The following is a 23,925-nucleotide window of genomic DNA, read 5'->3' on the forward strand; positions in this document are numbered from 1 at the left end:
TTACCCAACACGCCGCTTTTCCGTTCTGGGGGTCTGGGGGGCTCTTGCCCAGTAGGTCGTGTATCCCCTGATGTTTTTTCTGGGGCCGGTGGGGGCGGGGCCGCCGCGGCGCCACGGGGGTGTTGTCGCGGTGTCCGACCAGCACCGACCAGGAGTCGCCGAGGTCGAAGGGCGGGGCGCCGGTGGCGATCTCGTACAGGACGCAGCCGAGGGAGTACAGGTCGCTGCGGTGGTCGAGCTCGCCGCCGGCGATCTGCTCGGGCGACATGTAGTGCGGGGTGCCCATGGCCATGCCGCCGCCGGTGAGCTTGGCGGTGAAGCCGATGTCATGGGCGAGGCGGGCGATGCCGAAGTCGCAGATCTTCACCGTGCCGTCGGTGAGCCGCATGATGTTGGCGGGCTTGAGGTCGCGGTGGACGACGCCCTGGTCGTGGGTGTAGCCGAGGGCGGCGGCGAGCTGCTCGGCGATGTCGACGACCATGTCGACGGGGAGGGGGCGCGCCTGGTTCTGCTCCATCAGCTGGCTGAGGTTGCGGCCGTCGAGGAGCTCCATCACCAGGTACAGGGGGCCGCCGGAGGCGCTGTCGTCGCCGAAGTCGTGGACGACGGTGACCCCGCGGTGCTGGAGGGAGGCGGCGACGCGGGCCTCGCGGCGGAAGCGCTCGCGCAGGACCTGGGTGAAGTGGTTGTCCTGCTCGGATCCGAGCGGTTTGAGGCATTTGACGGCGACGTGCCGGCCGAGGGATTCGTCCCGGGCGCGCCACACCTCGCCCATGCCGCCGCGCCCGATCAGATCGAGCGACCGGTACCGGCCCTGGATCAGTCTGGACTCCGCCATGTCTTGAAGTCGCCCCCGTTGTCGTGCTACGTCCTATGCCCTCCCCGGCCGGTCCAGTATGGCCGCTGATGTACGCAGTGTGTACGCAGAGGGGCGGCTCCCGGGGCCCATGCGCTGTATCGCTTTCAAGATGTGACCTGGCGGCAGCTGCCAGCGTAGACCTGCGGGAATGCTGCGCAGCAGGGTACCGGTGAGGCGCAGGTGCCGGGTGACGGTGCGCGGGGGCGGTGCGGGCCTGCCGTACAGCTGGTGCGCGTACGCGGGCAGGGATCCGTAGGCGAGCGCGGCAACCGGCCGCCACAGCACATTTCGGCCAGGTACGAGGAGCGGCGGAACGGGCGGGCGGCGCAGGAACTCGTCCACTGCGCGGGCGTCGGGGCCGGCGGCGAGCTCGGGCCTGACCTCGTCGAAGTAGGCGGCGAGGGCGGCGGTGCCGGCGGGGACGCCGGCCGGGTCGAGGCCGACGAGGCGGGCGTTCACGCGGTTCTCGTCGACGTAGCGGTCGGCCTGGGCGGGGGTGAGGGGGACGCCGGAGCGGCGCAGTACGTGCAGGAAGCTGTCGATCTGGGCGCAGTGCACCCACAGCAGCAGCTCGGGGTCGTCGACGGGGAACCGCTCGCCGGTGGCGGGGTCGGTGGCGGACAGGGACCGGTGGATGCTGCGGACGCGGGCGCCGGCGCGTTCCGCGGCGTCGGTGGTGTCGTAGGTGACGGTGCCGACGAAGTCGGCGGTGCGCAGCAGCCGCCCCCAGGCGTCCGTGCGGAAGTCCGAGTTCTCCAGGACGGCGCGGACGGCCCGCGGGTGCAGGGCCTGGAGGTAGAGCGCGCGCACCCCGGCGATCCACATGACGGGGTCGCCATGGCACTGCCAGGTGACGGACGCGGGCCCGTAGAACCCCGGGTCGGCTGCGCTCATCCCCTGCCTCCCTCATGGCCGCGCCGTGCCCGGCGCCGCGGGTACGGGTGGTACGGGTGGTCCGGGTCGAGCGTGCCACCGAGGGGGCGCCGGGCGCCACGGGGCGTCATGGTGCGTCCGGGGCGGGCGGAAGAGGGGCGGGGTGCGCGGAAGAGGGGCGGGGTGCGCGGAAGAGGGGCGGGGTGCGCAGGAGAGGGCGGGAGGAGCCCGCCCGCTTCTCGCGGAACCCGATTGTGCGGTGCACGGCACCAGGGCCGCTTCTCCGCATCCTCGAAATGGGCTCCTTCCGCACTTTCATGGAAGCACTCCCGGGCGCTGCCCGCCAGGGCCGGAGGAGTTCCGCCTTCCGCATCTTCGCGCTGCCGATAGTCTTTTCCACCGTTCGAGGGCAAGGAGAGCGGGTTGATGGTGGGGGATGCGTTGTCCCGGATGCCGAGGATGCGTCTGGACGAGTTACTCGACGAGCTCCAGGCGCGGATCGACGCCGCCCGCGGCACCCGCGACCGGGTCCACAGCCTCCTGGAGGCCGTGGTGTCCGTGGGCCGCGAGCTGGAACTCTCCCAGGTGCTGCGCCGCATCGTCGAGGCCGGCGCCCTGCTCGTCGACGCCGAGTACGCGGCCCTGGGCGTCATCGGCCCGGACGGCAGGACGCTCTCGCAGTTCCTGACCGTCGGCCTCACCGACGAGGAGATCGCCCGGATCGGCTCGCTGCCTTCGGGCCACGGACTGCTCGGCGAGGTGATCCGCAACCCGGAGCCGCTGCGCCTGGCCGACCTGGGGGGCCACCCCTCCTCGCACGGCTTCCCCGCCCACCACCCGCCGATGCGGACCTTCCTCGGCGTGCCCATACGGGTGCGGGAGGAGGTGTTCGGCAACCTCTACCTCACCGACAAGCGGGGCGGGCGGGACTTCGACACCGAGGACGAGTCCGTCATCACGACGCTGTCGGTGGCCGCCGGGGTCGCCATCGACAACGCCCGCCTGTACGAGGGCTCCCAGCGCCAGCAGCACTGGCTGCGGGCCAACGCGGAGGTCACCCGCAGCCTGCTGTCCGGGAGTTCGCGCACCGAGGTGCTCCAGCTGATCGCCCGACGAGCCCGGGACATCACCGGCGCGCGGGCGGCGGAGATCGCCACGGCGCTCCCCGGCGCCGACGGCCTGCTGGTCGAGGTGGCCACGGGCGCGGACGCCGCCGCCCGGCAGGGGCTGGTCCTGCCCATCGAGGGCAGCATGGTGGGCGCCGCGCACACCGAGGGCGCTCCCGTGGCGAGTTCGCGTGCGGCCACGGACCGGCGGTTCCCGGCCGGCGCCCCGCTGCCGGACGCCGGCGGGCCCGCGGTGGCGGTACCCCTGGGCACCGGCGGCGGCGCGGACACCCGCGGCGTGCTCCTGCTGGCCCGGGCCGCCGGCGATCCCGTCTTCAGCGAGGGCGAGCTCGAACCGCTGCTGGCGTTCGCCGGACAGGCGGCCCTCGCCCTGGAGTTGGCGGACCGGCGGCGGGACGCGGAGCAGATCGCGCTGCTGGAGGAGCGCGACCGGATCGCCCGCGACCTGCACGACCTGGCGATCCAGCGGCTGTTCGCGACCGGCATGACCCTGCAGAGCGCCGCCCGGCTGGTGGAGCACGAGGGTGCGGCGCAGCGGATCGGCCGGGCCGTCGACGACCTCGACGAGACCATCAAGATCATCCGGTCGACCATCTTCGGGCTGCGCACCAAGGACCGGGAGGCCGGTGCGGGGCTGCGGGCCCGGACCGCCCGTGCGGTCGGCGAGGCCGCCGCCCTGCTCGGGCACCCGCCGCGGCTGACCATGGAAGGCCTGCTGGACACCGATGTGCCGGCGGACGTGGCCGACCACGTCGTGGCGGTGCTCGGCGAGCTGCTTAGCAACGCCGCCCGGCACGCACACGCCAGCCGGGTCGGGGTCTCGCTGAAGGCCGCGGCGGGCGAGGTCGTCCTCACCGTGTCGGACAACGGGATCGGCATCCCGGCCGGGGGCCGGCGCAGCGGCCTGGCCAACCTCGACGAGCGCGCCCGCCGCGTCGGCGGCAGCTTCCTGGCCGAGGCCCCCGCCGTGGGCGGCAGCCGGATCGTCTGGCGGGCCCCGCTGCACCCGGACGGCCCGCGGCGGACCCCGCGCCCGGACGCCCGCCCGGCCGCCCGCCCGGATGCACGCCCCGAGCCCGGCCCCTCCCCGCGGCCGGGGGCACAGGCCCAGTCCTCCCGCCCGGCCCCGGCCCCGCCCCGCTGATCAGCCGGACCGGGCGGCCGCGGCCGGGCCGCGCTCCAGCCGGAAGCCGGTGACCAGGTCCGGCCGGATCCGTACGACACGGGCGGGCTCCGGCCGCTGCACCCAGGGCCGCAGCCGGTCCGCGTACCGGGCCGCGAGCAGGGGGTCGGTCACCGGAACGGCGAACCCGGTGACGACCACGCTCCACCCGAGCCGGGTCCGCGGATCGATGTCGTCGGCCTCGTACGCGACGACGGTGCCGGAGGCCTCGGCCGGGGCGGCCAGCGCCGCCAGCGCCCCGCCGTCGTGCACGCGCAGCAGGATGTCCCCGCCGTCCAGCAGGTGGTTGACGGGGCGTACGGCGGGCAGCGCGTGCCGGGTGAACACGACCCGGCCCAGCGGCACCGTCCCGAGCAGCCGCAGGGCCTCCTCGCGCTCCAGCGGCCGCATGAGGCGCGCGTCCGGGGCGCCCGGGACTCCCGGGGCGCCCCTTGCGTCCGCCGCACGCTCCGCCCTGCGCACCGGGCTCACGACCGGTCGCAGTGCAGCACCCGGTCCGCGCCCAGCACCCGCAGCGACTTGGCCATCAGCGGCGGCACGTCCTGGAGCACGAGCTGCGCGCCGGCGCGCGCGCAGCGCCGGTTCAGGCGCAGCAGCATGTCGATGCCGGAGCTGTCGCAGAAGGCCAGCCCGGACAGGTCGAGGACCACGTCCCCGCCGCCGTCGGCGACCCGCGCGAGTCGCGGCTCGACGGCCGCGGCCGTGTGCACGTCCAGTTCGCCCACCACCGCGACGCCCGCGCCCCACTCCTCGCGTACGACCGTCCGGAGCGCGATCATCGTTCTGCCCATGGAGTCCTCTCCTCTCGCTCGCTTCGCTCGCCTGCCCGGCCACCCCACCACGCATGCGGGCCCGGCGACAGGTCCGCACGCCCCGTACCGGGGGCCGAAGGTCCCGAGTCCGCGCGTTCCGCCGCGCTGGGCGGAGCGACGACAGGGCCGATCGGCCCTGTCGTCGCTCCCGCCGGGCGGGCAGGATGCGGGGGCGGGTGCGCGCCCGGTGCGCCCGCCCTACCCAGGAGTACGAGATGACCGACAGCGGCGCCGGCGGCCCCCTCGCGGCGGAGGAGCCCATCAGCGTCTTCCTCCTGGACGACCACGAGGTCGTCCGCCGGGGCGTGCACGACCTGCTGGAGGCGGAGCCCGGCATCCGCGTGGTCGGCGAGGCCTCCACGGCGGAGCAGGCGCTGGCCCGGGTCCCGGCGCTGCGGCCGCGGGTGGCCGTACTGGACGTGCGCCTCCAGGACGGGGACGGTGTCTCGGTCTGCCGCGAGCTGCGCTCCCGGATGCCCGGGCTCGCCTGCCTGATGCTCACCTCCTTCGACGACGAGGAGGCGCTGCTCGACGCCATCATGGCCGGCGCCTCCGGCTATGTCCTCAAGCAGATCAGCGGAACCAACCTGGTCACGGCGGTCCGCACGGTCGCCTCGGGCCAGTCGATGCTGGACCCGGGCGCCACGGCCCGGGTGATGGCGCGGATGCGGGGGGAGGTCCCGCAGGAGGAGCGGGCGCCGGGGCTGCCGGGCTTCACGGAGCGGGAGAAGGAGATCCTCGTCCTGGTCAGCGAGGGTCTGACGAACCGGGAGATCGGCACGCGGCTCTACCTCGCCGAGAAGACCGTGAAGAACATCGTCTCGCGGCTGTTCGTCAAACTCGGCGTCGACCGCCGGGTCCAGGCCGCCGTGATCGCCAGCCACGCCCTCGTACCACCGGCCCGCCGGCCGGGGCGTCCGCACCACCCCTCGGCTACGAATCACTAGTGGCGCCCCGCGCGGCCGCTTCCCCTGCCGCAGGACGGCGCCCGACGGCCGATCCGAGGGATGAGGAGGTGCCGGTCATGGTGATGTCCGTCCGAGCCCGCCGGCTGACGGTGAGCGCCGCGGCCGCGGGCCTGCTCGCAGGAGGCGGCACGGTGAGCGGCATCGGCGCGGCCCACGCCGCGGACGCCGCGGCCACGGCCGCGGCCGCGTCCGGGGCCACGCGTGTGAGCGACGACCCGATGCACTGCACGTGGAAGCAGGGCCATTGGGAGAAGAAGTGGGTCAGGGGCCACTGGAAGAAGGTCTGGAAGCACGGCTGGTGGTCCAAGGAGAAGATCTGGAAGCCCGGCTTCCGCGACCACCACGGCAACTGGCACCCCGGCCACTGGGTGTGGGTGACGGTCCACCACAAGGGCAGGTGGATCTGGATCCACGTTCCGGGCCACTGGAAGTGGGTGTGGGTGAAGGGGTTCAAGGTCTGCAAGCCCTGGAAGTGGGACACGGACAGGACCTGGAACCCGTACAAGCCGGGTGACCAGGACAAGCCCTGGAGCCCGTACAAGCCGGGTGACCAGGACAAGCCCTGGAGCCCGTACAAGCCGGGTGATCAGGACAAGCCCTGGAACCAGGACAAGCCCGGTGATCAGGACAAGACCTGGAACCAGGACAAGACCTGGAACCGGGTCACGACCGGGGACGAGAACGCGACCACGGGCCGGAGCACGACCACGGACCAGGGCAGGACCACGAACCAGGACGACACCCTGGCCCCGGGCAACACCCTGAACCAGAACAGTCCCGCGGACCAGGACAAGACCCTGATGCCGGACCAGCCCGTGAACCGGGACGCGCCCGCGACCCAGGACGAGCCGGCGACCCCGGATCTGCCCGCGACCCCGAACGTGCCCGCTGACCAGGGCCCGACCGTGGACCAGGGCGCGACCGGCTGACGTCCGGCCGGCACGGTGATGCGGCCCGCTCCGATCGGTGCTGGCATGGGAGGAGGTGTGGTCCACCGCCTGTGGTCCACCGCCGTCGAGCGAGGTGCCCAGAGCGTGTCTACCGGTCGTCCCAGTCGTCCCCGATCCCCGTCAGGAAGCCCGCAGGTCCGAGCGGAGCTGGACGAGCTGCTGTCCCGGGTCGCCGCGGGCGACCCCGACGCCTTCGCCCGGCTGTACGACGCGGTCAGCCGGCCGGTGGCGGGGCTGGTCACCAGCGTGGTCAGGGACGCGGCTCAGTCGGAGGAGGTCGTCCAGGAGGTATTGGTGGAGGTGTGGCGGACCGCCGGCCGGTTCCGCCCCGACCGGGGCAGCGCCATGAGCTGGGTACTGACCGTGGCGCACCGGCGGGCGGTGGACCGGGTCCGCTCGGTCCGGGCGCAGGGCGAGCGGGAGCGCCGCAACGCGGTCCGGGAGTGGTTGCGCCCCTTCGACGAGGTCGCCGAGGAGGTCGAGCAGCATCTGGAGCACGAGCAGGTGTGGCGGTGCCTGGGGGCCCTGTCGAGGGCACAGAGGGAGAGCGTGGTGCTCGCGTACTACGGGGGACTGACCTACCGCGAGGTGGCGGCGGCCCTGGAGGAACCGGTGGGAACCGTCAAGGCCCGGCTGCGGCAGGGGCTGCGGCTGCTCGGCGAGTGTCTGGAGAACACGGGATGACCGGGAACGGATCCCACGACGCGGCCGGGGCGTACGTCCTGGACGCGCTGCCGGACGACGAGCGGCGCGGGTTCGAGACGCACCTGGCCGAATGCGAGGCGTGCTCGGTGGAGGTGGCCGGCCTGAGCGCGGCGGCTGCGCGGCTCGGGCAGGCCGTCGCGGTCGACCCGCCGGCGGGGCTGCGCAGCCGGGTGCTCGCGGAGATCGCGAGGACGGCGCAGGAGCCGCAGGCGCCCCGTGAGCGGTACGAATCCCGCCGGCCGCAGGAGGAACCGGTGGGCCCGGCGGCACCTCCTGCGGCCGTGGCGGCCCCTGCGTCGCCGGCCGCAGGGGGCGCCAGGCCGCCCCCTGGCGGCCCGCCCGCCGCCCCGGTCCCCGCCCCCGCCCCGCCGGCGGCTCCGTTCCGGCGCCGGATCATGGTCGCACTGGCGGCGCTCGCGGCCGCGGTCGTCGCGCTCGGCGGCGTCGCCGCGTGGCAGCGCCACGAGGCCGACGCCGCACGGGCCTCCCTGGTGCGCGCGCAGCGGCAGGAGGCGGGCGTGGTGGACGTACTGGCCGCCTCGGACGTGCAGCTCCGTACGCAGCGGCTGCCCGGCGAGGGCCAGAGCACGGTGGCCGTCTCGCGGAGCCGGGACGCGGCCGCCCTGTTCGCCAGCCAGCTGGACCCGCTGCCCGCGGGCAAGGCGTACCAGGTCTGGTTCAGCGATGCCGGACGCTACCGGCCCGCGGGGCTCCTGAGCGGCTCCGGCGACCAGCAGCTCCGGCTGCGCGGCCCCCTGGCGACGGCGACGGCCGTGTGCGTGACGGTGGAGCCGGCCGGCGGGGTCCGCAAGCCCACCGCCCCGGTCCTGGCCGTGATCGGTGTGCCGCCCCGGGCCGAGGACACCACGGCGTCCTCCGAGACGCCGTACTCGGACGACTCGGACGACACGGACGACACGGACGAGGAGGTCTACCCCTGAGCGGCCGCTCCCCGGACGGCCCGGGCCGGCGCCCGAGCCGGCCCGGGCACGCGCCCGGGCTCACCAGCCCGCCCCGGGCTCTACTTCCCGCGCGGCTGGGTGAAGCGCACCAGATTGCCGGCGGGGTCGCGGAACGCGCAGTCGCGCACGCCGTAGGGCTGGTCCATCGGCTCCTGGAGCACCTCGGCGCCCGCCGCGCTGATCCGCTCGAAGGTGGCGTCGCAGTCGGGCGTCTGGAAGATGACGCCGCGCAGCAGGCCCTTGGCCATCAGCTCTGCCATGGCCTGCCGGTCGGACGGCGAGGCGTTCGGGTCGGCGAGGGGCGGCTCCAGCACGATGTTCACGTCCGGCTGCGCGGGCGACCCGACGGTCACCCAGCGCATCCCCTCGAACCCCACGTCGCCCCGCACTTCGAGGCCCAGCACGTCGCGGTAGAAGGCGATCGCCTTGTCGTGGTCGTCGACGGCGATGAAGCATTGGGAAAGCGTGATGTCCATGCCGCTCACGCTACGGCGCGGCGGCCGGGCCTGCTTCTCCGTTTCTGACCGGCCGCGTGTGGATCTTGGCGATACAGGCGGGGATCTCGGCGCCGTCGTCGTGGTTGCGCGCCCGGTAGGCACTCGGGCTCTCGCCGACCAGCTCGGTGAAACGGGAGCTGAACGAGCCCAGCGAGGTACAGCCGACCGCGAAGCAGACCTCGGTCACGCTCAGGTCGCCGCGCCGCAACAGCGCCTTGGCCCGCTCGATGCGGCGGGTCATCAGGTAGCTGTACGGCGTCTCGCCGTAGGCGGCGCGGAAGCTGCGGGAGAAGTGGCCGGCCGACATCAGGGCCCCGCGGGCCAGGGTCGGGACGTCGAGCGGTTCGGCGTACTCGCGGTCCATCCGGTCGCGGGCGCGCCGCAGGCGGACGAGGTCGTCGAGCTCCAGCCGTTTCACCCGGCCAGTCTGCCACGGCGGCCTCGGCGGCCGTGGCCCGCCCGCAACGATCGACAGCGGGGGCCCGGAGCACCGGCCGGCGGGCCCGGAGCGATCGATCAGGATCGGAGAAGCCCCGGCGTCCGCCCCGCGCCTAGCGTGGCGGCCATGGACACCACCGACACCACCGACACCACCGAAATCGCCGCAACCGGCACCGACGCCGACACCGCCGCCGCCACCACCGACATCAGCATTCACTGGACCTTCCTCCCCCACACCGACCCCGAGGCCTCCCTGGCCTTCTACCGCGACGCCCTCGGCTTCGAGGTCCGCAGCGACGTCGGCTCAGGCGCGATGCGCTGGATCACGGTCGGCCCCGCCGGCCGGTCCGGCACCTCCGTCGTGCTGGAGCCGCCGGCCACCGCTGCCGGCGTCACCGAAGACGAGCGCCGTACGATCGCCGAGATGATGGCCAAGGGCACCTACGCCCGCCTCACCCTGGCCACCTGCGACCTCGACGGCGTCTTCGCCCGGCTCCGGGCCGCCGGCGCCGAACTCGTACAGGAGCCGACCGAGCAGCCGTACGGTGTCCGGGACTGCGCCTTCCGCGATCCGGCGGGCAACCTGATCCGCTTCAACGAGCAGCGCCGGTAAGGCCGCCCGCCGCCCCGCCCCGCCCCACCCGATCGGAGACACGATGAGCAAGGCCACGAGGACGGACACGCCGTCGCCCGGGCTGCCCGCGGCCGACAGCCACGATCTGATCCGCGTGCTCGGTGCGCGCGAGAACAACCTCAAGGACGTCAGCGTCGAGATTCCCAAGCGCCGCCTGACGGTGTTCACCGGTGTCTCCGGTTCGGGCAAGAGCTCCCTGGTGTTCGACACGATCGCCGCCGAGTCGCAGCGGCTGATCAACGAGACGTACAGCGCCTTCGTCCAGGGCTTCATGCCGACCCTGGCGCGGCCCGAGGTCGACGTCCTGGACGGCCTGACCACGGCGATCATCGTCGACCAGCAGCGGATGGGCGCCGACCCCCGCTCCACCGTCGGGACCGCCACCGACGCCAACGCGATGCTGCGCATCCTGTTCAGCCGGCTCGCGCAGCCGCACATCGGCCCGCCGAGCGCGTACGCCTTCAACGTCCCCTCGGTGCGGGCCAGCGGGGCGATCACCGTGGAGCGCGGGGCCCGGAAGGCGGTCAAGGCCACCTTCAACCGCACCGGCGGCATGTGCCTGCGCTGCGAGGGCCGCGGCACCGTCTCCGACATCGACCTGACCCAGCTCTACGACGACACCAAGTCGCTCGACGAGGGTGCGCTGACGGTCCCCGGCTACAGCATGGACGGCTGGTACGGCCGGATCTTCCGCGGGTCGGGCTTCTTCGACCCGGCCAAGCCGATCCGCAAGTACACCAAGCGCGAGCTGCACGACCTGCTCCACAAGGAACCCACCAAGATCAAGGTGGACGGGATCAACCTGACGTACGAGGGCCTGATCCCGAAGATCCAGAAGTCGATCCTGTCCAAGGACGTCGACGCGCTCCAGCCGCACGTGCGGGCCTTCGTGGAGCGGGCGACGACCTTCGCGACCTGCCCCGAGTGCGAGGGCACCCGGCTCGCCGAGGGGGCCCGGTCCTCGAGGATCGGGGAGGTGAGCATCGCCGACGCCTGTGCGATGCAGATCAGCGATCTGGCCGCATGGGTACGGGGCCTCGACGAGCCCTCGGTGGCGCCGCTGCTCGCGAAGCTGGGGCACACCCTCGACTCGTTCGTCGAGATCGGGTTGGGCTACCTCTCGCTCGACCGGCCCTCGGGCACGCTGTCGGGCGGCGAGGCGCAGCGCGTCAAGATGGTCCGCCACCTCGGCTCGCCGCTCACGGACGTCACGTACGTCTTCGACGAGCCCACGATCGGCCTGCACCCCCATGACATCCAGCGGATGAACGGCCTGCTGCTGCGGTTGCGGGACAAGGGCAACACGGTGCTCGTCGTGGAGCACAAGCCGGAGACGATCGCGATCGCCGACCACGTCGTCGACCTCGGCCCGGGCGCGGGCACGGCCGGGGGCACCGTCTGCTTCGAGGGCACGGTGGAGGGGCTGCGGGCCGGCGGCACCCTCACCGGCCGCCACTTCGGCGACCGGGCCTCGCTGAAGGAGGCGGTGCGCAAGCCCACCGGTGCGCTGGAGATCCGCGGGGCGACGACGCACAACCTCCGGGGCGTGGACGTCGACATCCCGCTCGGGGTGCTGACGGTGGTCACCGGAGTCGCCGGCTCCGGCAAGAGCTCGCTCGTGCACGGCTCGGTCCCCGCGGGCGCGGGTGTGGTCGCGGTCGACCAGGGCGCGATCCGCGGTTCGCGCCGGAGCAACCCCGCGACGTACACGGGGCTGCTCGACCCGATCCGCAAGGCGTTCGCGACGGCCAACGGGGTCAAGCCGGCGCTGTTCAGCGCCAACTCCGAGGGCGCCTGCCCCACCTGCAACGGCATCGGCGTCGTCTACACCGACCTGGCGATGATGGCCGGCGTCGCGAGCACGTGCGAGGAGTGCGAGGGGCGGCGGTACCAGGCATCGGTGCTGGAGTACCGCCTGGGCGGCCGGGACATCAGCGAGGTGCTGGCGATGCCGGTCGCCGAGGCCGAGCAGTTCTTCGGTGCCGGCGAGGCGCGCACGCCGGCCGCCCACCGGATCCTGGAGCGGCTGGCCGACGTCGGCCTCGGGTACCTCAGCCTGGGCCAGCCGCTGACCACGCTGTCGGGAGGCGAGCGGCAGCGGCTCAAGCTGGCCACGCACATGGCGGAGAAGGGCGGGGTCTACGTCCTCGACGAGCCGACGGCGGGACTGCACCTCGCCGACGTCGAGCACCTGCTGGGGCTGCTGGACCGGCTGGTCGACTCCGGCAAGTCGGTGATCGTCATCGAGCACCACCAGGCGGTCATGGCCCACGCGGACTGGATCATCGACCTGGGCCCGGGCGCCGGCCACGACGGCGGCCGGATCGTCTTCGAGGGCACGCCCGCGGACCTGGTCGCCGACCGCTCCACCGTGACGGGCGAACACCTGGCGGCGTACGTCGGCGCATAGGCCGCCGGCCCGCCGGCCGACGGAGCTGCCCGACCGGGGTGGACGCGGAGGTCGGCCGTCAGCAGGGCATCAGGAGCAGCGGGACCGGGCCGCCCTCGGCCCACCCGGGCGGGATCGCGGCGAGCGCGTCGCCCACGGCGGCCCCGTGGAGGAACGCCGCGCCGTGCCCGTCGGCGATCCTGGCCCCGTCGCCGTCCCAGGCGACGGGGACCAGCCGCGTCGTCCCGGGAACCGCCCGCACCCGGCCCCGTACCGGGACCCGGGGCAGCGGGGCGAGGGCCCGGCCCGCCAGGCCGGCGATGAGCGGGCCGAGCAGCGTGTGGGCCGCGACGAGCGCGGCGTACGGGTTCCCCGGCAGCCCCACCACCCAGCGGTCGGGGTCCGGTTCGGCGAGCAGCATCGGGTGCCCGGGACGGCAGGCGACCGTGTCGACCACCATCCGCGCCCCGGCGCCCGAGCTGCCCAGCAGCCCGCGCAACTGGTCCGTGGCGCCGACGGAGGTGGAGCCCGTGACCACCACGACGTCGACGTCCCGCATCCCGTGCACGGCCTCGGCCAGCTGCCCCGCCGGCCGGTCGGATACGTGCCGCACCCGGCACGGCTCGCCGCCGAGCGCGAGGATCAGCGCCGGCAGGAGCGGCCCCAGGGCGTCGCGCACCCGGCCGGGGCCGGGCCGGCCCGCGTGGTCCAGCTCGTCGCCCGTGATCAGCACGCCGACCCGGGGACGCGGCCGCACCGCCGGCGCGTCGTGGCCGCAGGACGCGGCGAGCCCGAGCAGCGCCGGGCCGACCCGGGTGCCCGCCGGGGCGAGACGGCAGCCCGCCGGGGCGTCCTCGCCGGCACGCCGGATGTGCCGACCCGGCGGGAGCACGGCGCACGCCCCCGCCGGAACCGGGGCCCCGGTGGAGATCTCCACGCACTCCCCCGCCCCCAGCACGCCCGGCCACACCGCACCCGCCCGGACGGCACCGCGGACCTGCCAGGGGCCCGGACCGGCCACGGCGTACCCGTCCATGGCGGCCGTGTCGAACGCCGGGAGCGGATGCAGGGCGCGCAGGTCCTCGGCAAGCGTCAGCCCGGCGGCGGCACCGAGGGAGACCCTGCGGGCGGGCACCGGCCGGGGAGCGCCGTGGGCCAGCACCCGCGCACGGGCCCAGGACACGGGCGGGGACGGCGGCGCGGCGGGCGGCACGGTGCCGGGCGAGGTCGGGGTCGGGGTCGGGGTCGGGGTCGGGGTCGGAACCAGGGTGGGGGTCGGGGTCGTGACGGCGGCGGAAGGCATGCACAGGACTCTCGCCCCGCGGCGTTTCCGGCCGCCTGCGCGGGCATTGCCATTGCGCTCCGACTCGCTCACGCGCGCCGCGCCACCGATGTGAACGGCCACGGCAAACGCGCCGCACCTGCCCGCCCTGGGGAACGGCGGTGGGCAGGGCCGTCCCGGGCACGTCCGGCAGCTGTCGGTCACGGGTGTGTGATGCGCCTTCCTGAGACAATTCGGGTGGAAGCGCGCACAGCGCGGACCGAAACCAGGGACCACCATGTCCGACGACCCGAAGGCCTCCCCCGAGGCGACGCCCATCAAGGTGTTCCTCCTCGACGACCACGAAGTGGTCCGGCGCGGGCTGCGGGACCTCCTCGACGCCGAGCCGGACATCACCGTCGTGGGTGAGGCGGGCACGGCCGACCAGGCCCTGGCCCGCGGGCCGGCGCTCCGCCCGGACGTCGCCGTGCTCGACGTGCGGCTGCCCGACGGCGACGGCATCGCGGTCTGCCGCGAGCTCCGCTCGCGCATGCCGGACCTCGCGTGCCTGATGCTCACCTCGTTCGACGACGAGGACGCCCTGCTGGACGCGATCATGGCGGGCGCCGCCGGATACGTGCTGAAGCAGATCAAGGGCTCCGACCTCGTCTCCGCCGTCCGCACGGTCGCCACCGGCCAGTCCATGCTGGACCCGGCCACGACCGCCCGCCTGATGCACTCCCTGCGCAACCCGGAGACGCCGAAGGAGCCGGATGACGCCCGCCTGGCGGCCCTGTCGGAGCGGGAGCGGGCCGTCCTGGAACTCATCGGCGAGGGCCTGACCAACCGGCAGATCGCCAAGCGGCTCTACCTGTCCGAGAAGACCGTCAAGAACCACATCTCACGGCTCCTGGGAAAGCTCGGAGTCGAACGCCGGGTCCAGGCGGCGGTCATCGCCGCACAGGTGCACGACGACCACGACCACGGACACGACCGCGACCGCGACCGCGACCGTGACCGCGACCACGGCCGCGCCGAGCGGTGAGCGTCTCCACAGGGGGCGTGGCGCCGGCACCGCCTGCGGCGGCCCCGGTCACGTCCGCGAGGGGGCCAGCGGCACCCGCCACTCCAGGCGGGTGCCGTGTTCGCCCCGGTCCCGCGGGGCGACCGTCATCCGGCCGCCGAGCTTCTCGGCGCGCTCGGCGAGATTGCGCAGCCCGCTGCGCCGGCCGCCCTCGGGCATGCCGACGCCGTCGTCCGTCACCTCCAGGCGGAGCGTTCCGCCGCCCGCAGCGATGAAGACCTCCGCGTGCGTGGCGCAGGCGTGGCGGGCGACGTTGCTGAGGGCTTCGCCGATGACGGCGAGGGCCTCGTCGGCCACGGCCGGCGGTACGTCGGTGTCGATCAGCCCCTCCATGCGCAGCGCCGGGGCGAAGCCGAGGCCGGCGGAGGCGTCGTCCAGGGTCTGGACGGCGCGGGAGCGCAGCTTCGGGCCCGTACCCGGGGATCGGCGTTCGCGGAGTCCGAAGATGGTGGACCGGATGATCTTGATGGTGGCGTCGAGGTCGTCGACCGCACGGGCGAGCCGTTCGGAAGCCTCCGGGTGGTCCACGAAGCGCTGGGCGCTCTGGAGGGTCATGCCGGTCGCGAAGAGGCGCTGGATGGCCAGGTCGTGCAGGTCACGGGCGATGCGGTCGTGGTCCTCGAGCAGGCTCACCTGTTCGGCGTCGCGGCGCCGGTCCGCCAGCTCCAGGGCCAGGCTCGCCTGGCCGGCGAACCCGGGGAGCGCGGCGACCTCCGCGGCCGCGAACGCAGCCCGGCCGCGGCTGCGGGCGAGCACCAGCACACCGCTGAGCTTCTCCTTCGTACCGACGGTGACGGCGACGGCGGGTCCGAAGCCCTTCCAGCGTTCGACGTGCACGGTGATGCGCTCGTCGTTCTCCACGTCCGTGACGGTGACCAGGCCGTCCCGGGCCAGGGCGGCTTCGGCCAGGGTGCCCCGGGGGCTGGGCAGGACGATCCCGCGGTGCGCCCCGGCCCCCTCCCCGAGGGCGAGGGAGCCGCGCAGCTCGCCCCCGGGACCGAAGAGGTAAAGCACTCCGATGTCGGCGCCTGTGATGTTCCTGGCACGCTCCAGCATGCCTTCGAGCACCTCGTCGCGCGCGGTGCCGGAGAGGAGGGCACTCGTGATGTCCGAGCCGGCCGCCAGCCAGCGCTCGCGCAGGCGGGCCTCCTCGTAGAGGCGGGCGTTCTCGATGGCGATGCCGGCGGCGACGGCCAGGGTGGACAGGACCGCCTCGTCCTCGGCGTCGAAGTCCGCGCCGCCGCGCTTCTCGGTCAGGTAGAGGTTGCCGAAGACCTCCTCACGCACCCGGATGGGGACGCCGAGGAAGGAGTGCATCGGCGGGTGGTGGGGCGGGAAGCCGTACGAGGCGGGGTGCTCGGACAGCTCGGACAGGCGCAGGGGCTGCGGGTGGCGGATCAGCTCGCCGAGGATGCCGTGGCCGGAGGGCAGGTCGCCGATCCGTGCGCGGAGCTCGTCGCTGATGCCGACGGGGAGGAACTCGGCGAGCTTCTTCTCGTCGCCGATCACGCCGAGGGCGCCGTACTCGGCGTCGACGAGCACGACGGCGGCCTCCACGATGCCGCGCAGCACCTGCGGCAGGTCAAGTTTCCGGCCGACCGACATGACGGCTTCGAGGAGGCCGTTCAGCCGGTCCCGGGCGCCGCGGACCTCGTCGATCCGTACCTGGAGCTCGTCGAGCAGCTCGTCCAGCCGCAGCCGCGGCACTCCGCCTTCGGGGGCCCTGCCGCCTGCGCTCATGTCCCGCCTCCGGCCGGTGGCAGCGGTGAGAGAACCACCTTGTCCACGTTAGTCCGGGCCGGAGGGGGTTTCCCGTTCGGATGCCCGCGGGGAACGGCTGCCGGGCCGGGGGATGAGGAGGACCGGGCAGTGGGCGTGGTGCAGGAGGCTGTGGGTGACCCGGCCCAGGTTGCGGCCGAGTCCGAGCGGGGCGGGGGCCCGGCGGCCCCCCATGACCAGCAGATCGGCATGGTGGGACGCCTCGACCAGGACTCCGGCCACCGAGACGCTCTTCTCCGCCTCGCCCTGGACGGTCAGGTCGGGGAACTCTTCGTGGATCGTGTCGGTGACGGTCCGCAGGGTCTTCTCGTGTCCCCCGGCGATCTCGTCCACGCGGTCGAGCATGGTCACCACGTTGCCCAGGGACTGGAGGATGTTCCACACGTGCAGCAGGCGCACGGACGCCCTGCGCAGCTGGGCCTCGCGGGCGGCATGGCGGGCGCACACGAGGTCGTGTTCGTCGCGGACGGCGGCGAGGACGGTGCCCCGCTCCTCGGCACCGTCGATTCCGCGGGCCACGATGACGGGGTTCTCGGCGGTGGCTGCCGTGTCCAGGCCGACGGAGCCGAGCATGAGCGAGCCGAAGCCGCCCAGGCCGCGGTTGCCCACGACGATGGTGCCGTGCAGACCGGCCGCCCGGTGCAGGGTGGTGACGGCGTCCGTGCGGCTGAACTCGGTGGTCACCTGCAGGCCGGGGTACCGGTCGGTCACGGCCTTCGCCGTGGCGTCCAGCAGCTCCCGGCCCGCGGCGCGGATCTCCTCGACGGTCTCGGCCGACAGGTACAGGGCCCGGCCGTCGGTGTCGGATCCGTGGACGATGTGCAGGGGGCGGCCGCGGCGCACGGCCTCACCGGCGGCCCACAGGGCGGCGGCGCGGGCCGGCGCCGAGCCGTCCACGCCGACGATGACCGAGCTGGTGTCAGGGGTACGGATGGCGCTGTCCACGATTGCTCCCGACCGAGAAGCCGATGGGTCACACCCCTCAGGCTGACACGGCACCGGGCGGGTGGGAGGGCCCGTCCGGTCCCCGGACGGGACCGTTCGGCCCTCGATCCCCGGGCCCGCTCCGGCGCATGGTGAAGGGCACACGCACCAGGAGGGCCTCATGAAAAGCCTCAAGGTGGCGGACCTGATGACCGACGAGGTCGTCTCCGTGGCCCCCGGCACGGCCTGTAAGGACGTCGCGGAGCTGCTCGCCGAACACGACATCAGCGGTGTCCCCGTCCTGGACGACGAGGACCGCGTGGCGGGCGTGGTCTCGCAGACCGACGTACCGGCCCGTGCGGCACCGCATCCGGCCGCGCCCCGGGGGGACGCGGCGCCGACCCCGCCGACCACTGCGGGGGAGATCATGTCCTGCCCCGCGGTCACCGTCCGCGCCGAGGCGACGGCCGCCGACGCGGCCCGGCTGATGACCCGCCGCGGCGTCGGACGGCTCCCCGTCGTGGACGAGGAGGACCGGCTCGTCGGCATCGTCACCCGCCGAGACCTGCTCCGCATGTTCCTGCGCCCGGACTCCGAGATACGCCGACGTGTCCAGGACGTCCTGGTGGACTTCGCGGACGTACCGGCCGGCGACGTCGACATCCACGTGGTGGACGGCATCGTGACCCTGGCCGGGACGGTGCCGCACCGCAGCCGGCTGCCCGCGGTCCTGGGTCTCGTCGAACGGCTCGACGGCGTCGTGGCCGTGGCATCGCGGATCACCACCCGCACCGACGACACGGCAGCGACCGCACCCGTCGGCCACGTCCGCCGGGCGATGCCCCTGCGCACCGTCGGCGACGTCATGACGCACGCCGTGATCTCCGTCGACCGCAGAGCCGCGTGCGAAGACATCGCCGAGACGCTGCGGATGTGGCACGTCAGCTCCGTCCCCGTACTGTCCGAGGAAGGACGGGTCGCCGGCGTCGTCTGCGAGAGCGACCTGCTGCTCCGTACCCGGGACGCAGCCGGCACCCCCCGCAACGCCGTCGCCGGGCGGCTGATGACCCGCCCGGCCGTGACCGTGCAGAAGGACACCACCATTGCGGGCGCGGCGCGCCTGATGGCCCGCGGCCGCCTCGAGCACCTTCCCGTGGTCGACGGCGACGGCCGCCCGGTCGGATCCGTCAGCCGCGGCGACCTGCTGAAGGCGTACCTACGGCCGGACGCCGACATCGCAGCGGAGCTCCGCGGGCTGATCACGTACCAGCTCCTCCCGCACGGCTCGGCAGACGTGCACGTCGACGTCGCCGACGGCATCGCCCGCCTCCACGGAACGCTGCCGGACCCCGCGCTGGCGGACCTCCTCGTACGCGGCGCCCGCACCGTTCCCGGAGTCGTGGACGTGGAGGCCGACTTCGACCGACGAACCACCCGGCGCCGGGAGGAACCGGCGGCCGAGGCCGCACAGACAGGACCAGTCCCATGACCGCAACCCGCATCGACACCGAAACCGCCGTCCGGCTCGTCGGCGACGCCGTCACCGCCCCTTCCATGCACAACGCCCAGCCCTGGCGGTTCGTCCTCCGCCGGGACAGCGACGTGATCGAACTGCACGGCGATCCGGAACGGGCCATGCCGCGGACCGACCCCGATCACCGGGCGCTCCACCTCGGCTGCGCGGCCGCCCTGTTCAACCTGCGCGTGTCCGCGGCCCGGCATCGGCTCGGCACGCACGTGGAACTGCTCCCCGACGTCTCCGCGCCCTGGCTGCTGGCCACGATCGCGTTCGGTGACGCGTACGCGGGCGCAGGAGACGAGCCGGCCGACCTGTACGGCGCGCTCCGGCGCCGGCACACCAGCCGACAGCCGTTCAGCGACGAACCGGTGCCGGCCGCGCTCCTGGACGGCCTGCGGGCGGCCGCCCGCCTGGAGGGATGCCGCCTGACGGTTCCCGACAGCTGGCACGCCGAGACCGTGCTCGCCCTCGTGCGCGACGCGGAGCACCGCGAGGAGATGGATCCGCCGGCGCAGGCGGAGACGGCTGCCTGGACCGGCGGGGCACCGGGCGCTGCCCCGGCGCGCCGCGACGGCATTCCCGCCTCGGCGTTCGGCCCGCACAGCGCGGGCGGACCGGGGCCCGTACGCGACTTCGGCCGGGCCCGCTCCATCCCGGGGCGTCCGTGGGCCACGTTCGAGAAGCGGCCCCAGCTGGCCCTGCTCGGCTCGCCGGGTGACACCACGGCCGACTGGCTGCGCGCCGGGCAGGCGCTCGAGCGGGTCCTCCTCCAGGCCACTGCCGACGGCCTGGCCACGTCGATGACGTCCCAGCCCCTGGAGTGGCCGGAGCTGCGGTGGACCGTCCGCGACCCGCTGGCCTCCGTCGGCCACGTCCAGATGGTGCTGCGCCTCGGCTACGGCCCGTCGGGAGAGGCCACGCCCCGCCGCCCGGTGGCGGAGGTCCTGGACGTCCGGTGACGGTCCGGGGAGGCCCGCAGGTCCGTCGCGTCAGCCCGCGGGCAGGCGGAACCACCGCTCCTGGCCTGCGGCGATCCGCTCGTGCCGGGCGCCCGGAAGGACCACGGGCACCGGGCCGAGGAGCGAGGGCGGGACGCGGATGCCCAGCCGGCCCGGCCGGAAGTGGATGCGGATGTCCCGGTGCCCGAGGTAGGAGACGGAGAACGTCGTACCGGGTATCGCGGAGAGCGGCACCGGGTCGATGTGCAGGCCGTCGGCAGCGGGATCGAGTCCGACGATGCCGCGTTCGACGAGGTCGAGGGTGCCCGCCATGGCGCCGAGGTGGATCCCCTCGCCCGTGGTGCCGCCCTGGACGTCGGTGATGTCGCCGATCAGGGCTTCCTGGCAGTACCGCCAGGCATCCGGGCCCTGCAGGCGGGCGAGCACCCGGCCGTGGACGAGGCTGCTGAGCGTGGAGCCGTGGCAGGTCCGCTGCAGGTAGTACGCCACTGTCCTCGCCCAGAGTCCGTCGTCGAAGCCGTAGCCGAGCCGGGTGAACAGCCGGGCGAGCTCCGCGGGGCGGAAGAGGTAGCCGAGCATGAGGGTGTCGGCCTGCTTGGAGGCCTGGTAGCGGTTGGGGGTGTCCCCTTCGGCCTCCAGGATGCGGTCCAGGCGGCGGATGTCGTGGTAGCGGGCTCGGTACGTGTCCCAGTCGAGCTCGGCGAGCTCGCCGTAGCCGTGGAACTGGCTGATCACGCCCTGGTGGAAGGGCACGTACATGCGGCGCGAGACCTCCTCCCAGCCCCGGAGGTCGTCCGCGTCGAGGCCGAGCCGGGCGAGGAGCTCTGCGCGCCGGGCCGCCGGGACCTCCCCGTACAGGTCGAGGGCACGGGCGAGCACCCAGGCCGCGCTGACGTTGGTGTACGCGTTGTCGTCCACGCCCGGGGCGGCGGCGCCCGGGTAGGCGTCGTGGTACTCGTCCGGGCCGACGACACCGCGGATCCGGTAGCGGCCGAGGCCGGCGTCCCAGGTGGCGGCGCCCGACCAGAAGTGGGCGACGTACAGGATGAGTTCGGCGCCCGGTCCGTGCATGAACCCGGTGTCGCCGGTCGCGAGGCCGTACTGCCAGGCGTTCCACGCTATGGCCGAGCCCACGTGGTGCTGGAGGCTGGAGTGGTCGGGCAGCCAGCGGCCCGAGCGCGGGTTCAGGTGCAGCCTCTGGGTCTCCTCGGCACCGGAACTGCCGCTCTGCCAGGGGAACATGGCGCCCTTGCCGCCGCCCCGCCGCGCCGCTTCCCGGGCCGCGGGCAGCCGCCGGTGCCGGTACATCAGCAGGGCGCGGGCGGTTTCGGGGAAGTGCAGGGCGAGGTAGGGCAGGACGAACAGCTCGTCCCAGAAGACGTGGCCCCGGTAGGCCTCCCCGTGAAGACCGCGGGCGGGGACTCCGGCGTCGAGTTCGGCGGTGTGCGGCGAGAGGGTCTGCAGCACGTGGTAGGTGTGCAGGCGCAGGATCCTGCCGGTCTCCCCCGTCACCCTCAGCCCTCCTACGCTCCAGAGCCGTTGCCAAGCCGCCCGGTGGGACGCCAGCAGGGTCGGGAAGTCCGGGGCGTGTTCGGCCTGTTCGATGCTGCTGCGTACGGGGTCGGCGAGGGGGCGGTCGAGTGAGCTGGACAGCGCGGCGGTCTTCACGACGACGACCGGCCGCCCCCGCCGGATCGGCAGGACGGAGGTCTGCGTTGCGGCGGTGGCCGTGCAGGCCCGGTCGACGGCTGCCAGCGGTCGCGTGGAGGTGCGGACGGCGAGCCCGATGTGCACGGGGGCGGCGGACGTGCGGCAGGACAGCCAGGCGGTGCCCTCCGCCTCGGCCCCCGCCCGGTGCTCGACGAGGTGGCGCCCGGCGAGGGCGGCGTAACGCTCCACTCCGGCGTTGACGACGTCCCCGTCGAGTACGGATGCGATCTCGATCCGGCCGATCCAGCCGAACGCGCGCAGGACGGTGCGCTGCGCTGCCAGGTGCGGGTCGCCCATGTGGACGAGGCGGGTGTGGGTGATGCCCAGGCGGCGGCCTTCGGCGTCGAGGAACAGCATGCGGCGGGTGAGCGTCCCGCCCTGCAGGTCCAGCCGGACGTGGTGGTGGCGCAGGGTCGGGTGGTCCGGGGTGAGCCAGTCGCCGGGCGGAGCGCCGTCGGGCAGGCAGCGGTAGCGCAGGGCGGTCCAGTCCGGCAGCCGGACCAGGTCTTCGTTGGAGACCGTGCGTCCGGCGACGGCGGAGGGGAGGCGGTCGTAGCAGCCGGCCAGGTAGGTGGCCGGATAGTGGACGGCGTCGGCGGTGGTCTCCGGGGCCGATCCGCGGGTGGCGAAGCGGCCGTTGCCGAGGGTGCACAGGGATTCGACCAGCCGCTCGGTCCCGGGGTCGTACCGCCGGTACTCCCAGGCCCATGACGTGTTCACGGCCCGCGTCCGTCGAGCGCAGCGGGCAGTCCCCCGAGATCGGGCAGGACGAGGTGGGCGCCGTGCGCGCGCAGGGAGTCCGCCCTGTGCGGGTCGCGGCCGCGGTCGAGTCCGACGACCAGGTGGAAGCGGCCCCTGCGGCCCGCCTCGACGCCGACGAGTGCGTCTTCCACGACGGCCGTGCGCTCGGGGCCGACACCGAGGCGGTCGGCCGCCTCGAGGAAGAGGGCGGGGTCGGGCTTGCCCGCAAGGGCGAGCGCCTCCACGTCCCGGCCGTCCACCAGGGCGCCGAAGAGGTCGGAAAGGTCCGCAGCTCTCAGGAGGGTGCGGGCGTGGCGCGAAGCCGATACGGCGGCGCATCCCACCTTCATCTCCCGTAGGAGCTCCAGCGCGGGCCTGACGTCGTCGAAGGCTTCCACTCCTTCGGCCCACACCGCCTCGGAGAAGATCTTCTCCTTGCGGGCGGCCACCGCGTACACGGTGTCGCATCCCGGCGGATCTCCAGGGGTTCCGGGCGGGAGGTCGAGGGAGCGCGCCGTGAGGAAGGCGCGTACCCCGTCGAGCCGGGACCTGCCGTCGACCAGTTCCCGGTAGTCGTGGACGGCGTCGAACGGGGGCGGGCGTTGCCCGAGGCGCTCCCCCCACCGGTCGAGGCAGCCGTCGAAGGTCTCCTTCCACGCGGCCGCGTGACGGTCGGCCGTGGCCAGGAGCACGCCATCGGTGTCGAAGACGACCGCACCCAGGGGGCTCATGACGTGTGGGCCACGCGACGGCCGGTGAGTCGGAAGGGGGTGAGTTTCATCCAGTGGGTGCGCGGGCCGCCGGCCCACGGCTGGGACCGGGCCGTGGCCGTCAGGTGCCGGATCTCTTCGGGGTCCGTGACGGCTTGCAGTTCGCCCACGGCCAGGACGCTCCAACCGCCGGCCGTGACGTCGTCGATGTTGTCGATCTCGAAGGCCACCTCTGTCCCCGCCGCCCTGGCCGCGAGGGCGTCCACGGCGGTACGGAACGCGATGTCGGAGCCTGCGACGAGGTAGTTCACCGGCAGAACGGCCGGGCCGTCGGGGGTGAAGACGGCGATGCGTCCCACTCCGTACGTCCCCAGCAGCGTGCGGCACTCGTCCTCGTCCAGCGGTGCGAGCGCGGTGTCGCGGCGGGCGGTGGCCCGGCCCCGGACGCGGCCGGCGCTCGCGCCGGTCAGATCGTCGACCGTGACACCGAGGGCGTCGGCGACCCGGACGAGGGTGCCGATGGACGGTGACGCCGCGTGCTCCTCCAGGTAGGCGATGTAGTTGCCGTCCGCACCGCACCGGCGGCCGAGTTCCTCGCGGGTCAGGCCGAGGGCCTCGCGGCGGGCCGCCAGGCGGCGGCCCAGGTCAGTGCGTCCGGCGGCCCCCGCGGACGGCCGGTGCTCGGTTCCCTTCATGGCGCGGCCTTCTCTCTGTGCGCTGGGGAAAGGGGGTCACCGCCAGGCTGCACCCGTGTCCCTTCGCCCCGCTTGGGCCGGTCGGCCCCTCGGCGGGGACCGGTCGGTCCGTCCCGCCCGTATCCGCGTCGACTGGGGGCTCT

22 protein-coding genes are annotated in these 23,925 nt (G+C 74.1%); 10 read left to right on the forward strand and 12 right to left on the reverse strand.

Features of this window, described 5'->3' with window-relative positions; all coding sequences use genetic code 11:
- Nucleotides 1-838, reverse strand: an 838-nt coding sequence (locus ABZ924_RS14310) for a serine/threonine-protein kinase (protein WP_361908166.1), incomplete at its 3' end; no start/stop codon positions are given.
- 33 nt (nt 839-871) lie between these two features.
- Complete coding sequence (locus tag ABZ924_RS14315) at nt 872-1,753, reverse strand: oxygenase MpaB family protein (RefSeq protein WP_361908169.1); 882 nt, start codon at nt 1,751-1,753, stop codon at nt 872-874.
- A 438-nt stretch (nt 1,754-2,191) separates the two neighbouring features.
- Between ABZ924_RS14315 and ABZ924_RS14320 the strand changes: the two genes are divergently transcribed.
- On the forward strand, nt 2,192-4,003 hold the full coding sequence (locus ABZ924_RS14320; RefSeq protein WP_361908342.1) for a GAF domain-containing protein: 1,812 nt from the start codon (nt 2,192-2,194) through the stop codon (nt 4,001-4,003).
- Here ABZ924_RS14320 and ABZ924_RS14325 read toward each other — a convergent pair whose 3' ends face one another.
- Together ABZ924_RS14325 and ABZ924_RS14330 are read right to left on the reverse strand one after the other, a co-directional pair.
- Nucleotides 4,004-4,432, reverse strand: coding sequence for a pyridoxamine 5'-phosphate oxidase family protein (locus ABZ924_RS14325; protein WP_361908171.1), 429 nt, complete (start codon nt 4,430-4,432; stop codon nt 4,004-4,006). It abuts the gene before it with no gap.
- Nucleotides 4,433-4,509: 77 nt separating this feature from the next.
- Nucleotides 4,510-4,833: an STAS domain-containing protein gene (locus tag ABZ924_RS14330; protein ID WP_361908174.1), complete on the reverse strand. Its 324-nt coding sequence runs from the start codon at nt 4,831-4,833 to the stop codon at nt 4,510-4,512.
- Nucleotides 4,834-5,069: 236 nt separating this feature from the next.
- Here ABZ924_RS14330 and ABZ924_RS14335 point away from each other — a divergent pair, with 236 nt between their 5' ends.
- The 4 genes from ABZ924_RS14335 to ABZ924_RS14350 all read left to right on the forward strand — a co-directional run bounded on the left by ABZ924_RS14335 (nt 5,070) and on the right by ABZ924_RS14350 (nt 8,418).
- The gene (locus ABZ924_RS14335) at nt 5,070-5,801 is read left to right on the forward strand and encodes a response regulator transcription factor (RefSeq protein WP_361908177.1); all 732 of its coding nucleotides are present in this window, start codon (nt 5,070-5,072) and stop codon (nt 5,799-5,801) included.
- A 77-nt stretch (nt 5,802-5,878) separates the two neighbouring features.
- Nucleotides 5,879-6,751, forward strand: coding sequence for a hypothetical protein (locus ABZ924_RS14340; protein ID WP_361908180.1), 873 nt, complete (start codon nt 5,879-5,881; stop codon nt 6,749-6,751).
- 105 nt (nt 6,752-6,856) lie between these two features.
- Nucleotides 6,857-7,456 (forward strand): ECF RNA polymerase sigma factor SigK, encoded by a 600-nt coding sequence (gene sigK, locus ABZ924_RS14345; protein WP_361908182.1) that lies wholly within the window; start codon nt 6,857-6,859, stop codon nt 7,454-7,456.
- Nucleotides 7,453-8,418, forward strand: a complete 966-nt coding sequence (locus ABZ924_RS14350; protein WP_361908185.1) for an anti-sigma factor — start codon at nt 7,453-7,455, stop codon at nt 8,416-8,418. Before sigK ends, ABZ924_RS14350 begins: the two co-directional genes overlap by 4 nt.
- A gap of 80 nt (nt 8,419-8,498) precedes the next feature.
- Here ABZ924_RS14350 and ABZ924_RS14355 read toward each other — a convergent pair whose 3' ends face one another.
- Nucleotides 8,499-8,915, reverse strand: a complete 417-nt coding sequence (locus ABZ924_RS14355; RefSeq protein ID WP_361908187.1) for a VOC family protein — start codon at nt 8,913-8,915, stop codon at nt 8,499-8,501.
- Between the two features lie 10 nt (nt 8,916-8,925).
- The gene (locus ABZ924_RS14360; protein WP_361908345.1) at nt 8,926-9,345 is read right to left on the reverse strand and encodes a helix-turn-helix transcriptional regulator; all 420 of its coding nucleotides are present in this window, start codon (nt 9,343-9,345) and stop codon (nt 8,926-8,928) included.
- 156 nt (nt 9,346-9,501) lie between these two features.
- Between ABZ924_RS14360 and ABZ924_RS14365 the strand changes: the two genes are divergently transcribed.
- Nucleotides 9,502-9,990: a VOC family protein gene (locus ABZ924_RS14365; RefSeq protein WP_361908190.1), complete on the forward strand. Its 489-nt coding sequence runs from the start codon at nt 9,502-9,504 to the stop codon at nt 9,988-9,990.
- 43 nt (nt 9,991-10,033) lie between these two features.
- Nucleotides 10,034-12,421, forward strand: coding sequence for an excinuclease ABC subunit UvrA (locus ABZ924_RS14370; RefSeq protein ID WP_361908192.1), 2,388 nt, complete (start codon nt 10,034-10,036; stop codon nt 12,419-12,421).
- A gap of 58 nt (nt 12,422-12,479) precedes the next feature.
- On the opposite strand, the gene ABZ924_RS14375 is transcribed toward ABZ924_RS14370, so the two are convergent.
- Entirely contained in the window at nt 12,480-13,703 is a 1,224-nt protein-coding gene (locus ABZ924_RS14375; RefSeq protein ID WP_361908195.1) for a molybdopterin molybdotransferase MoeA, read from the reverse strand.
- A gap of 256 nt (nt 13,704-13,959) precedes the next feature.
- Here ABZ924_RS14375 and ABZ924_RS14380 point away from each other — a divergent pair, with 256 nt between their 5' ends.
- Nucleotides 13,960-14,706: a response regulator transcription factor gene (locus ABZ924_RS14380; protein WP_361908197.1), complete on the forward strand. Its 747-nt coding sequence runs from the start codon at nt 13,960-13,962 to the stop codon at nt 14,704-14,706.
- A 48-nt stretch (nt 14,707-14,754) separates the two neighbouring features.
- Here ABZ924_RS14380 and ABZ924_RS14385 read toward each other — a convergent pair whose 3' ends face one another.
- Together ABZ924_RS14385 and ABZ924_RS14390 are read right to left on the reverse strand one after the other, a co-directional pair.
- Entirely contained in the window at nt 14,755-16,485 is a 1,731-nt protein-coding gene (locus ABZ924_RS14385) for a GAF domain-containing protein (RefSeq protein WP_361908200.1), read from the reverse strand.
- A gap of 48 nt (nt 16,486-16,533) precedes the next feature.
- Complete coding sequence (locus ABZ924_RS14390) at nt 16,534-17,469, reverse strand: universal stress protein (protein WP_361908203.1); 936 nt, start codon at nt 17,467-17,469, stop codon at nt 16,534-16,536.
- Nucleotides 17,470-17,629: 160 nt separating this feature from the next.
- Here ABZ924_RS14390 and ABZ924_RS14395 point away from each other — a divergent pair, with 160 nt between their 5' ends.
- Together ABZ924_RS14395 and ABZ924_RS14400 are read left to right on the forward strand one after the other, a co-directional pair.
- Nucleotides 17,630-18,937: a CBS domain-containing protein gene (locus ABZ924_RS14395; protein ID WP_361908206.1), complete on the forward strand. Its 1,308-nt coding sequence runs from the start codon at nt 17,630-17,632 to the stop codon at nt 18,935-18,937.
- Complete coding sequence (locus tag ABZ924_RS14400; protein WP_361908209.1) at nt 18,934-19,926, forward strand: nitroreductase family protein; 993 nt, start codon at nt 18,934-18,936, stop codon at nt 19,924-19,926. Before ABZ924_RS14395 ends, ABZ924_RS14400 begins: the two co-directional genes overlap by 4 nt.
- A 30-nt stretch (nt 19,927-19,956) precedes the next feature.
- On the opposite strand, the gene ABZ924_RS14405 is transcribed toward ABZ924_RS14400, so the two are convergent.
- From ABZ924_RS14405 to ABZ924_RS14415, 3 genes are read right to left on the reverse strand one after another with little or no spacing between them, the layout of a single operon-like run.
- Nucleotides 19,957-22,356: a glycoside hydrolase family 65 protein gene (locus tag ABZ924_RS14405; RefSeq protein WP_361908212.1), complete on the reverse strand. Its 2,400-nt coding sequence runs from the start codon at nt 22,354-22,356 to the stop codon at nt 19,957-19,959.
- On the reverse strand, nt 22,353-23,108 hold the full coding sequence (locus tag ABZ924_RS14410) for an HAD-IA family hydrolase (RefSeq protein WP_361908215.1): 756 nt from the start codon (nt 23,106-23,108) through the stop codon (nt 22,353-22,355). The genes ABZ924_RS14405 and ABZ924_RS14410 overlap by 4 nt, the downstream gene beginning before the upstream one ends.
- The gene (locus ABZ924_RS14415) at nt 23,105-23,782 is read right to left on the reverse strand and encodes a pyridoxamine 5'-phosphate oxidase family protein (RefSeq protein WP_361908218.1); all 678 of its coding nucleotides are present in this window, start codon (nt 23,780-23,782) and stop codon (nt 23,105-23,107) included. The genes ABZ924_RS14410 and ABZ924_RS14415 overlap by 4 nt, the downstream gene beginning before the upstream one ends.
- Between the last annotated feature and the right edge of the window lie 143 nt (nt 23,783-23,925).

The sequence above is a fragment of the Streptomyces sp. NPDC046876 genome, from assembly GCF_040645035.1.
In the GTDB taxonomy this organism is placed as follows: domain Bacteria; phylum Actinomycetota; class Actinomycetes; order Streptomycetales; family Streptomycetaceae; genus Streptomyces.

Bases quoted from the DNA above. Each gene is read 5' to 3' on its own strand.
- ABZ924_RS14395 (WP_361908206.1), top strand. From the start codon at position 17,630: ATGAAAAGCCTCAAGGTGGCGGACCTGATGACCGACGAGGTCGTCTCC.
- ABZ924_RS14340 (WP_361908180.1), top strand. From the start codon at position 5,879: ATGGTGATGTCCGTCCGAGCCCGCCGGCTGACGGTGAGCGCCGCGGCC.
- ABZ924_RS14355 (WP_361908187.1), bottom strand. From the start codon at position 8,915: ATGGACATCACGCTTTCCCAATGCTTCATCGCCGTCGACGACCACGAC.
- ABZ924_RS14375 (WP_361908195.1), bottom strand. From the start codon at position 13,703: ATGCCTTCCGCCGCCGTCACGACCCCGACCCCCACCCTGGTTCCGACC.
- ABZ924_RS14315 (WP_361908169.1), bottom strand. From the start codon at position 1,753: ATGAGCGCAGCCGACCCGGGGTTCTACGGGCCCGCGTCCGTCACCTGG.
- ABZ924_RS14380 (WP_361908197.1), top strand. From the start codon at position 13,960: ATGTCCGACGACCCGAAGGCCTCCCCCGAGGCGACGCCCATCAAGGTG.
- ABZ924_RS14350 (WP_361908185.1), top strand. From the start codon at position 7,453: ATGACCGGGAACGGATCCCACGACGCGGCCGGGGCGTACGTCCTGGAC.
- ABZ924_RS14415 (WP_361908218.1), bottom strand. From the start codon at position 23,782: ATGAAGGGAACCGAGCACCGGCCGTCCGCGGGGGCCGCCGGACGCACT.
- ABZ924_RS14400 (WP_361908209.1), top strand. From the start codon at position 18,934: ATGACCGCAACCCGCATCGACACCGAAACCGCCGTCCGGCTCGTCGGC.
- ABZ924_RS14320 (WP_361908342.1), top strand. From the start codon at position 2,192: ATGCGTCTGGACGAGTTACTCGACGAGCTCCAGGCGCGGATCGACGCC.
- ABZ924_RS14410 (WP_361908215.1), bottom strand. From the start codon at position 23,108: ATGAGCCCCCTGGGTGCGGTCGTCTTCGACACCGATGGCGTGCTCCTG.
- ABZ924_RS14330 (WP_361908174.1), bottom strand. From the start codon at position 4,833: ATGGGCAGAACGATGATCGCGCTCCGGACGGTCGTACGCGAGGAGTGG.
- ABZ924_RS14335 (WP_361908177.1), top strand. From the start codon at position 5,070: ATGACCGACAGCGGCGCCGGCGGCCCCCTCGCGGCGGAGGAGCCCATC.
- ABZ924_RS14365 (WP_361908190.1), top strand. From the start codon at position 9,502: ATGGACACCACCGACACCACCGACACCACCGAAATCGCCGCAACCGGC.
- ABZ924_RS14370 (WP_361908192.1), top strand. From the start codon at position 10,034: ATGAGCAAGGCCACGAGGACGGACACGCCGTCGCCCGGGCTGCCCGCG.
- ABZ924_RS14325 (WP_361908171.1), bottom strand. From the start codon at position 4,432: ATGCGGCCGCTGGAGCGCGAGGAGGCCCTGCGGCTGCTCGGGACGGTG.
- ABZ924_RS14385 (WP_361908200.1), bottom strand. From the start codon at position 16,485: ATGAGCGCAGGCGGCAGGGCCCCCGAAGGCGGAGTGCCGCGGCTGCGG.